This window comes from Synechocystis sp. PCC 6714 (assembly GCF_000478825.2).
Lineage (GTDB): Bacteria > Cyanobacteriota > Cyanobacteriia > Cyanobacteriales > Microcystaceae > Synechocystis.
Map to the genome: position 1 here is coordinate 2,381,467 of NZ_CP007542.1, position 13,751 is coordinate 2,395,217.

General features: G+C 49.4%; 10 protein-coding genes. 2 read left to right on the plus strand and 8 right to left on the minus strand.

Annotated elements, in window-relative coordinates:
• Nucleotides 1-13 precede the first annotated feature (13 nt).
• Nucleotides 14-1,198, minus strand: coding sequence for an HhoA/HhoB/HtrA family serine endopeptidase (locus D082_RS10895; RefSeq protein ID WP_028947648.1), 1,185 nt, complete (start codon nt 1,196-1,198; stop codon nt 14-16).
• 259 nt (nt 1,199-1,457) lie between these two features.
• Here D082_RS10895 and rre1 point away from each other — a divergent pair, with 259 nt between their 5' ends.
• A complete protein-coding gene (rre1, locus tag D082_RS10900; protein ID WP_028947647.1) occupies nt 1,458-2,153 on the plus strand; it encodes a two-component system response regulator Rre1 in 696 nt (231 codons plus the stop codon).
• A gap of 54 nt (nt 2,154-2,207) precedes the next feature.
• Here rre1 and recN read toward each other — a convergent pair whose 3' ends face one another.
• The 4 genes from recN to D082_RS10920 all read right to left on the minus strand — a co-directional run bounded on the left by recN (nt 2,208) and on the right by D082_RS10920 (nt 6,893).
• Nucleotides 2,208-3,968 carry a DNA repair protein RecN gene (gene recN, locus D082_RS10905; RefSeq protein WP_028947646.1) on the minus strand — a complete coding sequence of 587 codons (1,761 nt, stop codon included), beginning with the start codon at nt 3,966-3,968 and terminating at the stop codon, nt 2,208-2,210.
• Nucleotides 3,969-4,082: 114 nt separating this feature from the next.
• Nucleotides 4,083-4,601 carry a tetratricopeptide repeat protein gene (locus D082_RS10910; RefSeq protein ID WP_028947645.1) on the minus strand — a complete coding sequence of 173 codons (519 nt, stop codon included), beginning with the start codon at nt 4,599-4,601 and terminating at the stop codon, nt 4,083-4,085.
• Nucleotides 4,602-4,643: 42 nt separating this feature from the next.
• The gene (gene fabI, locus D082_RS10915) at nt 4,644-5,420 is read right to left on the minus strand and encodes an enoyl-ACP reductase FabI (protein ID WP_028947644.1); all 777 of its coding nucleotides are present in this window, start codon (nt 5,418-5,420) and stop codon (nt 4,644-4,646) included.
• A gap of 120 nt (nt 5,421-5,540) precedes the next feature.
• Nucleotides 5,541-6,893 (minus strand): four-carbon acid sugar kinase family protein, encoded by a 1,353-nt coding sequence (locus tag D082_RS10920; RefSeq protein ID WP_028947643.1) that lies wholly within the window; start codon nt 6,891-6,893, stop codon nt 5,541-5,543.
• Nucleotides 6,894-6,997: 104 nt separating this feature from the next.
• Between D082_RS10920 and D082_RS10925 the strand changes: the two genes are divergently transcribed.
• Nucleotides 6,998-8,038: a hemolysin family protein gene (locus D082_RS10925; RefSeq protein WP_028947642.1), complete on the plus strand. Its 1,041-nt coding sequence runs from the start codon at nt 6,998-7,000 to the stop codon at nt 8,036-8,038.
• Between the two features lie 136 nt (nt 8,039-8,174).
• Here D082_RS10925 and D082_RS10930 read toward each other — a convergent pair whose 3' ends face one another.
• From D082_RS10930 to smc, 3 genes are all read right to left on the minus strand, one after another.
• Nucleotides 8,175-8,771 carry a DUF922 domain-containing Zn-dependent protease gene (locus D082_RS10930; RefSeq protein ID WP_028947641.1) on the minus strand — a complete coding sequence of 199 codons (597 nt, stop codon included), beginning with the start codon at nt 8,769-8,771 and terminating at the stop codon, nt 8,175-8,177.
• 23 nt (nt 8,772-8,794) lie between these two features.
• Nucleotides 8,795-9,721 (minus strand): homoserine kinase, encoded by a 927-nt coding sequence (thrB, locus tag D082_RS10935; protein WP_028947640.1) that lies wholly within the window; start codon nt 9,719-9,721, stop codon nt 8,795-8,797.
• Nucleotides 9,722-9,866: 145 nt separating this feature from the next.
• Entirely contained in the window at nt 9,867-13,487 is a 3,621-nt protein-coding gene (smc, locus tag D082_RS10940; protein ID WP_028947639.1) for a chromosome segregation protein SMC, read from the minus strand.
• Between the last annotated feature and the right edge of the window lie 264 nt (nt 13,488-13,751).

Here is a 13,751-nt window from a genome sequence, read left to right on the forward strand (position 1 = left end):
AAAACAGGAACGTTTAACTGGTGGGATTACGGAGTTGGGCGGTTTGTACAGTTAGGCTTAAACGGCGATCGCCCCTCATCAGGTCGAGTTTGAGGGCTTTATTCAGGCCAGCCTGTTCTACCATGCGTTGCAGACGGGCACCATCCCGAATGGGAGCACCGTCCACGGCCACAATCACATCTCCCCGGCGAATACCGGCCCTTTCAGCGGGGGTTCCGGGCAGGACCCGCATCACCAAAATGCCATCCACTTCCGGAATGATAAAGGGAGAATTGGGATTGCGATTATTCTGCTGGGCTTGATCCACCGTGATATTCATCATTTGCACCCCAATGTAGGGATGAGGCACCGTTCCCCCAGCGGCGAGGGTATTTTGAATCACCTTGGCCTGGTCTATCGGAATGGCAAAACCAATGCCAGTGGCATCAGCCCGGATAGCGGTGTTAATACCAATTACTTCCCCCCGGGCATTGAGCAAAGGACCACCGGAATTACCAGGGTTAATGGCTGCATCGGTTTGGATGAATTCCACCCGTTTATCGGGAATCCCCGCCTGGGCCGCAGATCGCCCGAGAGTGCTGATAATTCCCAGGGTAACTGTGTTATCCAACCCCACCGGATTACCCACGGCGATCGCCCAGTCCCCCACTTGCAGATTACTGGAACTGCCTAAGGGCGCCACCGGCAGAGGAGAACCCTGGGGCTCAATTTTCACCACCGCTAAATCTGTTACTTCATCGGTGCCCCGCACTTGACCATCAAAGGTGCGGCCGTCCCGGAGAGTCACCACTACCTTACTAGCACCGTCCACCACATGGGCATTGGTGAGAATAATGCCACTACCATCGACAATGAAGCCACTACCCTGGCCGGCAATGCGTCTTTCCCGGGGAGGGACAGGAAAGGATCTACCGAAAAACTCTTGAAAAAAAGGATCGTCCAAAATTGGATCGGTGCGACGGGTCACCACCGTTTCCGTGTCGATACGCACCACCGCTGGCCCTGTGCGGGATACCGCCGCCGCCACAAAGCTTTCCGCCGTTAGGGGAACCGATGCCTGGGCTGTGATGACCGGAGCTGGGGCCAAATTGTCTGCCGCCGCCACTGCATGGGGTAAATTCGCTATGCCAAAGGCTGCCCCCACCGCAAAAGTTAATAAGTAACCGCCCATGCGGCGTAACCAAGTCGGATATTTCATCGTCTCCAAATATGCATTAGCAGAGATTGACAGAAATTTTCACTTTTACCATCCTAGCAGGGGAGATCTGGCCTCCGTTTGTCTTCCTCCGGCGGAGAAAATGTGCTAGACGGGAACTCCGGGGCTCCTCTAGGGGAGTTTTTCCTGAGTTTAGCCCCCGTGATAGGCTGATGGAGGGAGGAGTTGGCCAGTCTGGCAACCTGCTGCGATCGCCTCCGACGAACCGCCTTTGTTTTTTCTTCGCATTTGCATTACCGCCATGGCAGAACCCATTTCCCTGTTGTTAGTTGACGATGAACCCGGTGTGCGGGAATCCGTGCAGGCGTTCTTAGAAGATAGTGGCGATTTTAAGGTGGATTTGGCGGCCAATGCTACGGAGGCCTGGGATTATCTCCAGCACCATTTGCCGGCGTTGGTAATTTCCGACATTATGATGCCCCAGGTGGATGGTTATCAGTTTTTGCAAAAACTCCGGGAAGATGCCCGCTTTCAGTCCCTACCAGTGGTTTTCCTCACGGCCCGGGGCATGACCGGCGATCGGATCCAGGGTTATCAAACTGGCTGTGACGCTTTCTTATCCAAACCCTTTGACCCCGATGAGCTAGAGGCGATCGTCCGTAATTTGCTTGCCCGTCAGCAGGCCAGCAGTGATGGCAACAGTGAATCAGCTAAGCTCCAGGAAATTTACCAAGAAATTCGGGCCCTAAAAGAACAAATTGGCCAACCCAGCGGCATTCAAACTACCCCATCGCCGATCAAGCTAGATTTTACTCCCAGGGAACAGAGCGTGTTGGATTTGGTTTCCCAGGGCTTGATGAATAAGGAAATTGCCGCCCAGCTAAAAACCAGTGTCCGCAACGTGGAGAAGTACGTCAGCCGTTTATTTACCAAAACCGGCACCAATAGCCGCACGGAACTAGTGCGTTTTGCCCTGCAACATGGCCTTACGGAATAGGGTTTAGGCCTAATTGGGTGACAAAATAGGCGCCCTGGAGCAAGGTATGGGAAATCAAACTTTGGCTCGGGAGCTTTGACGACGACCGGCGGATTTTTCCAACAAAGATTGGGCAAAGGCCAGGGCTTCCTGGGCGGAATGGCCCCCAGTGAGTTGGGCTAGTTCCCGTTGGCGATCGCCGTCGGATTGGAGGGGGGTAATGCGAATGACGGTGCGTAAATCTTCGTCGAGGCGGGGATTGGCGGGATCGGCCATATTTTCATTAATAACCACCTTATCCACATGGAAATGGCTATCGGCCAGGGCCGCCACCAGGGGTTGGTGGGTCACACAAAGGAGCTGTTGCCTCTGACTCAGTTGGGCCAGCTTGTCGGCGATCGCCTGGGCTACTTTGCCGGACACCCCCACATCAATTTCATCAAAAATTAGGGTTTGGCTGGGGGGGGCTAGCTCACTAAAACAGGCTTTGAGGGCCAGGAGAAAACGGCTCATTTCCCCACCGGAGGCCGTGGCGGCCAGGGGTTGAATTTTTTCGCCGGGGTTGGGACTAAAGTAAAACACCACTTGCTCAGCACCGTAACTGCTGGGGGGCATCGACTCCAACTGGCAAACGAAAATTACTTTTTCCATGGCCAGGGGCTTGAGTTCTTGTACTAATCTTTTTTCTAGTTTTTGGGCCGTTTTTTGTCGAATTAAAGTCAACTGGCCACAGTGCCTAACCAATTCCTGTTCTGCCTTCGCCAAAGCTTCCTCTAGTTGAGCCAAGGATTGCTCCCCGTCCGTTAATTGGTCGTACTCCGCTTGGATTTTTTCCTGATAAGCAATGGCTTCCGATAAACTGGGACCATATTTGCGGCAAATTCTTTTCAACGTCTGTAACCTTGTTTCCACCTCCCCCAATCGTTCCGGGTCAGCTTCCAAACTGTCACCGTAGCGTTGCACTTGCCGCCCCGCTTCAATTACTTGGGTTAACGCTGTTTGTACTAGTTCCAGTAAGGGGGTGAGGCTACCGTCAAACTCCGCCATGGTTTGCAATTGTCCCTCCGCATCCCCCAAAAGATCGGCGATCGCCGGGGTGTCCTGTTCGCTTTGATACAAAAGTTGGGTGGCTTGATAGCTCAATTGCTGTAATTCCACCACATGGGAAAGTCTTTCTTGCTCTTGTATCAGCAAATCCCATTCGTCATCGGTGGTCAATTGAGACTCATTTAATTCCTGGAGTTGGTAGGCTAAAAAATCTAATCTTTGTAGACGATTTTGTTCCGATTGTTGTCGGGCCGTCAAAGCTTGTTTGGCCTGGGTAAATTGCTTATAGGCCACTTCCACCGCCTGACGTTTTTCCAGTAAAATTTGACCGCCAAATAAATCTAGCAATTGCCGCTGTTGCCCCGGATCTAATAACTGTTGAGTTTGCCCCTGGGCTGTAATTTCCACCAATTGGCTCCGTAATTCAGCCAAAATTTGCCGATTTACTAAAACACCATTGAGACGAGAACGGGAATTTAAAGAGCTTCCTTTTTTGCTAAATTCCCTGGTGCAAGTAATGGTACTGTCCTCCAAAGACTCGATGGCTTGGGTTCCCAACCAATGATTAATGGCGGTAGTGGCCGTAAAAATTCCTTCAATGGAGCCGTTGACACAACCTTGGCGTATAACCCTAGTTCCCGCTTTTCCTCCTAGCAATAAATCAATGGCATCGAGCAAAATTGATTTACCAGCGCCGGTTTCCCCCGTTAATACATTTAAGCCTTGCTCAAAATTAATTTCTAAGTAATCAATTAAAGCAAAATTTGTAATCCGCAGGGATAATAACATGGAAAGTCTGCTCAGGGTAGATTGGCAAATCGGCTTGGTAATTGAACTTTACACAAGACTTGGTCTAGAAATTTATAACTGAATTTTCTGCAATCTGGGCAAACATTAGTTGAGCTAGGAACTCCACCAATAGGTCACCCCCAGCAAAACGGCCAAAAAGGCGATCGCCGCAAAGATAAAACCATTGTCTTTGGTATTCATTCTGCGGGTATCTTCAAACCGAATTGGCGGAGGTTCTGGTTTGGAACGACCGGAACGGCGCACCATGCGGGGAGTGGCTGGTTTGCTATTTTCCTGGTTAGTTAAATCCGGAATTGGCGTTAACCATTCCTTGGGGCGGGTCAACTGGGGAGCTTGGAGGATTTCTAGCACCTGTTGCCCTTGTTTACGGCATTCAGGATGGGGATGGCGCACTAGCCTGCGGCAAATTTGTTTGGCAGTGGTCACATCCCCTGCGGCCTGGTGGGCCATAGCTAGCCACAACTGGGCTTCCCCTCCCCGACGAGATGCCCCCGGGGAAAGTTTAACTGCTTCTTCAAAAAGGACAATGCTTTGACGATAGCGTCCCCGGTCAAAAGCGGCCTTCCCTTCTTCAAATTTTTGCTCAAATTGCCCTTGACTATTGGCGACCATGGCAAAGACGATGATGCTATTTCTGTCGTTCAACCTTCACCATTACATACCCATGATTTCATAGCCAGAATCGACGTAGATAATCTGCCCCGTGATGCCGCTGGAGAGGTCACTAGCAAGAAAAGCGGCAGTGTTGCCCACTTCCGTTTGGGTAACCGTTCGCTTCAGAGGAGCCACTTCTTCCACATGGTGAATCATATCTAAAATGCCCCCCACCGCCGAGGAAGCCAAAGTACGAATGGGGCCAGCGGAAATACCGTTAACCCGGATATTTTGCGGTCCTAATTCCGCCGCTAGATATCGCACAGTCATTTCTAGCCCCGCTTTAGCTACCCCCATCAGGTTGTAGTTGGGGATAACCTTTACCCCACCAAAGTAGGTCAAGGTGATAATGCTACCACCGCTGGTCATCAAAGGCTTAGCGCCCCGGGCCAAACGACCAAGGGAATAAGTACTAATTTCCATCGCTTGGCTAAAAGCTTCCTTGGGAATATCAGTGTAGTTCCCTGTCAAACCGGATTTGTCGGCAAAGGCTAAGCAGTGGATCAAAATATCGAGCTTGCCCCATTTTTCCTTGACGCTATCAAACAGGGCATCCACTTGGGCTTCGTCCTGCACATCCCCCGGTAACACTAGGGTGGGATGTAGAGGCTCCGTCAACTCCCGCACTTTTTTTTCAAATCTACCCTTTTCGTCCGGGAGATAACTAACACCAATTTCGGCCCCTGCTTGGTGTAGTTGTTGGGCAATGCCCCAGGCGATCGAACGATTGTTGGCGATGCCGGTGACGAAGGCGTGTTTACCGCTGAGATCTAACATAAAATTTTCTCTAAATTTTTTCTGGGGATTCTAGGTGATAATTACTCAAAAAATCAGTCCGGGGAGTCATTACCCCAACCTCTCAATATAACCGATACTTTTTCGCTAACTATGGACGGGTCAAGAACCAGATTTTTTGGACAAGCGTTCGTAAACCGTAGCTAAACCCCTGACATTGCCCACATTACCTGGAAACAATACCACTGGCAAAAGGGGAAAACGGGGATGATCCTCGGCAGTTCTCACTAGGGAACAACCGGGAATAATTTGCCCCAACAGTCGCACGGAAGTTAACTGCAACCCCACACTCAGTACATCGTTAGAAGTAATACCCCCTTTGCTGATGAGAAAACTAATGTCCTGGGGCAGCTGCTGAACGATTTTCATTAATACTTGGGACAGGGTGACTCCAAAATCAAGTCGTGCTTGTACTGAAGCAAAACTTAATTCTCCGCGACTAGTGTAAACTACTGGTGTTTTTCCCTCGGCTCTAATGGCGTTAACTGCCATCAAGGCATCGTCAATAATTTGAACTTCACTGGCAGGATTGTCCCGCAATTGTTGCACTGGAATTTCAATGCCCTGCACCGTTTCATCCTTGAGCAAGGCCGTCAATTGTTCAGTGGTTTTTTGCACATGGGAACCCACCAAAATTACCCCCGGTTTGTCTGTAGGTTTATAGCTGGCCATGGCCGCTGGTGCCACCGGTTGAGCCCCCAAATTGGCCAAAGAAGTGAGAATACTGGCCGCACTCCGCAGGAGGAAATGTTTGCCCCGGTCACTGGCCGTCAACATATTTTCCGCCAGGCGATCAAAATCTTGTTGGGTTTCTCCGTCCACCACCACGCATTGGTTATCCCTAAAACCCATCAGGCGATCGCCTAAGGAATTGTCAGGGGAGGTACTGATAGTGCTACTAAGCTCCCCTAGGGTAATGCGCTCCACTTGGGCCGCACCGATCTTACCTTGGGTTTTTTCCGCCACATAATCGGGCAAATAACTATGGTGATAGCCAAATACGGAATCCTGGGCAAATTCCGTTTCCGCTACGGGGACTAACTGCCCATCTACAATTAGATAGTGCGTACTATCTTTTGTCACCCTTCCTCCTTCAAAAAAGGCCGGCACCAAAAAATGGGCATCAAAAGGGCCCAACTCCCGATTAATTACGTCGGTTTCCAGGGGGTAATGGCCCCGCAGGGTGGAATCGGAGCGACTCACCACCAAATAATGATCAATGGTTTCTGCGACCAGGGCGGTCTTTAAATTTCGACAAACTTCCGCCACCACCTGTTCTGCTTGGATTGGGGGTAACGCCCTAGTATTACTGAGGATAAAAAAGATGGGACTTTCATCCCGCAGACCTTGGCGCAGAGTTTCCACGTCCCACTGCATCAGCAACAGGCAACTGTGAACTGTTTGGGAGCCGGTGGGGTCATCATCAATGACAATGATTTTAGTGGGGTCAGCCATGGCAGAGAAGAATTGCGGAATTTGTTACAAGTTTGTCCTTAGCCCTCCAGTCTAGGGGAAAATAGCCATGGTCTATAATTTTGGTAAGTTGGTTTCAAAATTTTATGCTGGAAATTGTACCGGCCATTTTCATTGTTTTGTTAGGCTCTGGCATTTGTTCCTGTGCAGAGGCGGCCCTATTTTCCGTACCCCTGGTGAAGGTGCGCCAGTTATCCCAGTCCAATAATCCTTCCGCCCTTGCCCTCCAAGCCATTCGTCATAGGATGAATCGCCCCATTGGCACCATTGTTGTGCTCAACAACATCTTTAATATTGTGGGCAGTATTACCATCGGGGCCCTGGCGACTAAACACCTCCAAGATGCGTGGATGGGAATTTTTTCTGCAGTTTTAACCTTGCTAATTATTGTCTTTGGCGAGATTATTCCTAAAACTTTGGGGGAAAGATATGCCACCAGCATTGCTCTTTTAATTGCTATACCAGTAAGATTTTTAACCTTAGTTTTTACCCCTTTAGTGTGGTTGATTGAACAAATTACCAATCCCTTTACCCACGGCAAAAGAGTGCCCAGCACCAACGAAGCAGAAATTAAATTCCTAGCTACCCTGGGCTATAAAGAGGGCGTGATTGAGGGGGATGAGGAGCAAATGATTCAGCGGGTTTTTCAGCTTAATGATTTGATGGCAGTGGATTTAATGACCCCAAGGGTGATTATCACCTATCTTTTGGGAGAGTTAACTTTAGCGGAATGTCAGCAGGATATTATCCAATCCCAACATACCCGTATTTTAATTGTTGATGAATATATTGATGAGGTGTTGGGCATTGCCCTCAAACAGGATTTGCTAACTGCTTTGATCCAAGGAGAAGGCCATAAAACCATTGCAGAATTAGCTCGACCGGCCCAATTTGTTCCAGAGGGTATGAGGGCTGATAAACTGTTGAAACAATTCCAGGAAAAACGGGAACATTTGATGGTGGTTATTGATGAGTATGGTGGCGTTGCTGGTGTGATAACCCTAGAAGACGTAATTGAAGTTTTAACGGGTGAAATTGTTGATGAAACCGATAAGAATATTGACCTCCAGGAAATTGCTCGCAAGAAAAGATTAGCTCTATTAAAAGAGCGGGGTATTGCGGCGTAGGAATAGTAATTGGGCAAACTATTACAGCCAATTCAAATAAAATTGAGACGACATAAAGTCTTTACCAAAGATGCTTTTAGCTTTAGTCGGTGTCTTACTTTCAATTAAATCAACTATACAATGATATTTCCGATGGTTAACGCAGAAAATTTTCGATCATAATACCTTCTTTGCGCCCATGATCGGTTTGGCGATCGTAGTCCAAATCCCTTTGGCGATACTGGTAGACAATTTGTTGGGCGATGCTTTCCGCCCTAGTTTGTAAACTTTGACAGTTGGGAAATGAACCTAAATTTAGTAGGGCTTTCTCAATGGCCCTAGCGGCATAAAGACCAGAATTTTTGTGATTTTCTTCATGTTTAAAGAGAGCAGCCAGGTAACGCCCAAAAACCCGCCGGGTTTCCGGTTCAGCGGGATGGTTAGGGGGAATGCGGGGCAAAGTGTAGGTGACATTTAGGTTGGTGGTGACATTGGTGATTTTGCAATCCTGGGCAGTGGACCACCATCGATACTGCCAGCGTACGAGCCATTGGGTATAACCCCGGTAACGTTTTCCTTGGAAAATAATCGGGCTACGTTGGTCTAATTCGCGATTTAAATCCCATTTATTTTTGGGGTAAATGGAGTAATACTTATATTCGATTTGAACGGCCGGTTCCGCCGTGGTATTTACCGGCCAAAGCAGTCCCAGAATAATTATTAATGGGCTAAACAATGCTGGTTTAACAAACATTTCTCCCCGGTCGTCGGCGGTTGTTAGTTATTTCTCAGTTTTGTGATTGTTGCACCCTGGATGTCGATGGGTAAACAATGGCTTTCCGCTGTAATGCCAGCATTATGCCAGGTTTCCACTAGGGTGGAGGCCACTTGGGGGGCCCGGACTTCGTCGGCGATCGCCAGGAGGGTAGGCCCCGCACCGCTAATGACTAGGTTGTAGGCACCGGCGTTGAGGGCTGCTTGATGTAGTTGATCGTAGGCAGGAATTAAACCCTGGCGATAGGGCTGATGGATTTGATCCTGGAGGGCGAGGGCTAACCAATCTCCCCGACCTTGACTAAAGGCTTGCACCAACAGTGCTAGGTGGGAAGCATTGAAAATGGCCGCACTGCGGTCATACTGCTGGGGCAGAACCGCCCGGGCCGCTTCGGTGGATAGCTCAAAATCGGGAATGGCCAACACGGGCACAAATTTGCTCGGCCAGTCTAGGGCAATCAATTCCCAAACTTGCCCATTTTTAACCGCCAATTGGCAACCTCCCAACAGGGCTGGGGCCACATTGTCTGGATGGCCCTCCATGGCGATCGCCATCTGCAAAATTTCCATTTTAGTACAGGGATTGCCAGCCACCTGATTGGCGGCCAATAGGCCCCCCACAATGGCCGTTGCGGAACTCCCCAAACCCCGGGCCAGAGGAATTTCCAAGTCAATCTCCAGCTTTAATGGCGGTATGGCCTGACCCGTTTGTTGGTAGAAGTAGGCGATCGCCTGGTAGAGCAAATTATCCTTACCAGCACTAATTTTTTGCCCATCCCTGCCCCTAGCTTCAATTAACAAATCCGTTGTTGGATCCGTAGGGCTAGTTACCGTCACATGGTTATACAATCCCAAGGCCGCCCCCAAACAGTCAAAACCGGGGCCGATGTTGGCGGTGGTGGCAGGCACAGAAACGGTGAAACTAACCATGGCGAATCGCAAGGAAAATGGGGGTTAACGCTCTGGCATTATCGGTCTTGGTTTGGCCCGGAGGCAATAGTGGTGCAAAAGCAATTTTGCCTAACGATCAGATTGATTTTTGCTAATTTTTCTTTCCAGCCCTAGGGATTTTGCATTACAACTTAATGCCCAGCACCTGGGTGTGGGCTCCCCGGGCCTGGGTTACACCAATGGTACGTTCCGCCGCTTCAATCATGGGACGACGGAGGCTAACCACAATAAACTGAGCCTGTTGGGCCTGTTTCCGCACCATTTTGGACAGTTTTTCCACATTGGCCCCATCCAAAAACATATCCACCTCATCAAAGCCATAAAAGGGGGAAGGACGATAGCGTTGCAGAGCAAAAATAAAACTCAGCGCCGTTAATGACTTTTCCCCGCCGGACATGGAACTCAGACGGCGCACTGGTTTACCTTTGGGATGAGCCACTAGGTTTAAGCCACCGTTAAAGGGGTCTTCTGGGTCATCCAATTGTAAATAACCGTCTCCATCGGAAAGCTCTGCAAAAATGATTTGAAAGTTCTTATTAACTGCGTCGAAAGCATCCTGAAAAGAACGGCGACGGAGGGTAGTAAAATTTTCAACCCTGAGCAATAATTCCGTCCTTTCCCCAGCAATGGTTTGTAACTTTTCCGATAGTTCCCCCAGACGAGCCTCAGTTTTTTGATACTCTTCCAAAGCCAGCATATTGACTGGTTCCATGGCTTCTAAACGCTTTTGTCCATTGCGGATGGAACGCTGTAACTCATCCAAAATATTGCCAAAATCCAAACTTCCTTCGTCCCGGTCTTGGAGCAGGGGAATTTCCGGCAGAGGATCGGGTAAATCCTGTTCCAGTTGTCCCAATTGATGTTCCAATTGGCCTAAATTTTCCTGACATTGCCGTTGATTAGTTTGTAACTTTTCCCACTGCCATTGTTGTTCCTGCTGTTGATTGCGGAGTTGGGTAAGTTGTTGTTCCAGCCGGTCCCTGGCTTGCTTGGTGGTGCCAAGTTTTTCCGACAGTTTAGCCAATTGTGCTTCCGTTGTTTGGATGGCACTATCCATTTCTGCCAAAGCTATTTTCAACTGGGCCTGTTCCTGGGCCAAGGTTCGATCCTGGGCTTGATGTTGGGCAATTTTTTCCTGGGCTTGGGCAATTTTTTCCTCCAGTCTTTGACTGCTGTTATGTAAATCTTTGAGGTGATCTTCCCCCTGCCGCAACACCTGTAACTGAGCTTGATGTTCCGCTTCCACGGTACGAATTTGGCTTTGAATAGTTTGCCACTGCTGATGGGTTTGGGACGTTTCCAACGCAGTCAATTGTTGTTGGGCTAAAGTTAGCTGTTGCTCCAATGGTGGCAAAGATTGTTGTAACAGAGCTAAATTTTCTTCTAACTCTTGGAGTTTTTGCTGTTGATTAATTTTTTGTTGGTTAATTTCCGTTTGTTGTTGGCTGAGACGGACAATGTCCCGTTCCGTTTGCTCGCCATGGAGTTGCACTTCCCGCTGTTGTTGCCGCATTTCCATTAACTGTTGGGTCAATTGTTTACTGCGGACACTTCTTTCTAGCAATAGTTCTTCGTTACGGCCTTGTACCTGTTGGATGTCGTGCAGACGTTGGCGTAATTGCTTTACTTCCGTGGTGTCTTCGTTAACCATGGTGCCAAAACGTAACCCTGAGCGTTGATTACGACTACCCCCACTCATGGCCCCGCTGGCTTCCAATAAATCCCCGTCCAGGGTGACCAGGCGATGTTTGCCCAAATGGGCCCTCGCATTGGCCAGGGTATCAAACACTAATGTATTGCCAAAAACAAAGGCAAAAATCTCTGCGTAACGGCGATCGCCGTCGATCAAATTCACTGCCAGGTCAATGTAACCGTTGGCGTAACTGAGGTTGGGATTTTGGGTTTTGGGAGAACGAATTTTATTCAGGGGCAAAAAAGTGGCCCGCCCCGCTTTGGCCTGCTTGAGAATTTCAATGCCCGCCGCCGCCACGCCGTCATCTTCCACCACCAGAAAACCTAAGCGTCCCCCCGCCGCAATTTCCAGCGCCAGTTGATAGCGAGGCTCCACCTGGCCCAATTGGGCCACTAAACCACAAACCCCGGGTAGATCGGACTGCAAAATTACTTTGGTGGCATAGGTCCCCTGCACTTCCTGTTGGGCCTGGCTGGCCGCCTCCAACTTATCCAACTGCCGTTGTTTTTCCTGTTGTTCCTTGAGCAAACGGGTTTGGGTTTCCTGCAATAAACTCCGTTCCTGTTCCAATTGGGCCAAATCGCTAGCTAGGGTTTGAATTTGGGCTGTTAATGTTTCCCCCTGCATTCTGAAATGGTTTTGGCTAATCTGCTTTTCCTGCAATTCGGTAGAAACTTTTGCCAGCAGGGGGGTTAAATCCGCCAGACTTTGGATCAATTGCTGTTGACGTTCTTCTAGCTGGGCCCGTTGACTACGCTGGGGAGTTAGCTCGTCCTGCAATTGGTTCACAGTGCGACTGAGTTTGGTTTGTTCCTGCACCCATGCTTCGGAGGCGGAGGCGATCGCCTGGGACTGGTGACGGAGTTGTTCTAGTTGTTGCTGACTCCCCTGCACTGCGGCTTCCAGCTGGGGCAAAGTTTGGGTGTTATGGAAGGATTGTTCCTGTTGAATTTGCAAAAATTGTTGTTGACTCTGGCTAATTTCCCCTTGGATTTTACCCACCTGCTGTTGATGATCTGTAATTTGGCGATCGCCGTCGTTATAGCGTTGCTGCAATTGCTCCCGTTGGGCCTTTTGGGTGGCTAATTGGGCTGCCACGGCCAACTGTTCTTCTTCCCCCAGGGCTTTTACCTGGGCATTGAGTTTTTCCAACTCCATTTGTTGAGTTTGAATAGCCCGATTGCGTTGCCCCAAGGCCTGATCAATTTGACTGGATTGTTGTTGATTCTGCTCCAATTGTTGGCACAATTTTTGCCGTTGTTGGACTATCGCTTTGTACTGAATGACCTTTTCCCAGCTTTGTTTTTCCTGTACCTGTTGCCGCAGAGCCTGATATTTTTCCGCCTTCTGGCGATCGGCCGCCAAGCGTTCTAAACTCCGCTCCAACTCCGTAGCAATGATTTGACAACGCTCTTCCCGGTCCTGCACTTCCCCCAGGGTTTCCTTGGTTTTGACAATTTTCCGGTCAAATTCTGCCACCCCCGCCAACTCATCAATGATTTCCCGCCGCTCTTTGGAATTCATCGTAATAATGCGGGTCACATCCCCTTGCAAAACGATGTTGTAGCCTTCCGGGTAAATCCGCAATTCGTTCAACTGTTCATGGAGTTCCGCCACGGTGGCCTGTTCTCCATTGATGTAGTAATTGGAGGAATAACTTCCCCCCTTAGTCACCTTCAAGCGACGGGTAACAGTCCATTCCTTCGATATTTTTGCTCTATTACCGTTTTGGCCATTCTCCCCATCCGTTGGGGTCCGTTCTGATTTTTCCAGTTGTTCTAGGCCATCGTTCAATTCAAACGTCACCGAAACGCTAGCTTCGGAGCTACCCCGATTACCCTTAAACGTGTTGTTGACCAAATCCGGCAATCGTTCGGCCCGCATACCCTTGGAGGTGGCCAACCCCAAGCAGAATAGCAATGCATCTAGGATGTTAGATTTGCCTGAACCATTGGGGCCAGACACCACCGTAAACCCCGGCAAAAAAGGAATGGCGGTGGTTCCCCCAAAGGATTTGAAATGGGATAGTTCGATGCGCTTGACATAAACCATGGAGGTCCGGGACGAGGTGATTGAGGCCCGATCTAATCCTGACAGTGGTAAGGCCCAACGGCTCAATATATGCCCAATATACGACGCTGGGCGATCGCCAAATCAAGCCAAATCAGATAAAGTGAAGTGTATCCTGACGGAAAAGTTGCCATTCCCGGGCAATTGAGCCAAACTTTTTCTGGGCCCATTGTGAGCAAACCCTAGACATTGGTCTAGCTTCAACGGGGCTAGGGGGTCGATCTGGAGGGACAGTTCAGGTTATGG

Bases quoted from the DNA above. Each gene is read 5' to 3' on its own strand.
- D082_RS10910 (WP_028947645.1), bottom strand. From the start codon at position 4,601: ATGGTCGCCAATAGTCAAGGGCAATTTGAGCAAAAATTTGAAGAAGGG.
- recN (WP_028947646.1), bottom strand. From the start codon at position 3,968: ATGTTATTATCCCTGCGGATTACAAATTTTGCTTTAATTGATTACTTA.
- D082_RS10925 (WP_028947642.1), top strand. From the start codon at position 6,998: ATGCTGGAAATTGTACCGGCCATTTTCATTGTTTTGTTAGGCTCTGGC.
- rre1 (WP_028947647.1), top strand. From the start codon at position 1,458: ATGGCAGAACCCATTTCCCTGTTGTTAGTTGACGATGAACCCGGTGTG.
- D082_RS10920 (WP_028947643.1), bottom strand. From the start codon at position 6,893: ATGGCTGACCCCACTAAAATCATTGTCATTGATGATGACCCCACCGGC.
- D082_RS10930 (WP_028947641.1), bottom strand. From the start codon at position 8,771: ATGTTTGTTAAACCAGCATTGTTTAGCCCATTAATAATTATTCTGGGA.
- smc (WP_028947639.1), bottom strand. From the start codon at position 13,487: ATGGTTTATGTCAAGCGCATCGAACTATCCCATTTCAAATCCTTTGGG.
- thrB (WP_028947640.1), bottom strand. From the start codon at position 9,721: ATGGTTAGTTTCACCGTTTCTGTGCCTGCCACCACCGCCAACATCGGC.
- fabI (WP_028947644.1), bottom strand. From the start codon at position 5,420: ATGTTAGATCTCAGCGGTAAACACGCCTTCGTCACCGGCATCGCCAAC.
- D082_RS10895 (WP_028947648.1), bottom strand. From the start codon at position 1,198: ATGAAATATCCGACTTGGTTACGCCGCATGGGCGGTTACTTATTAACT.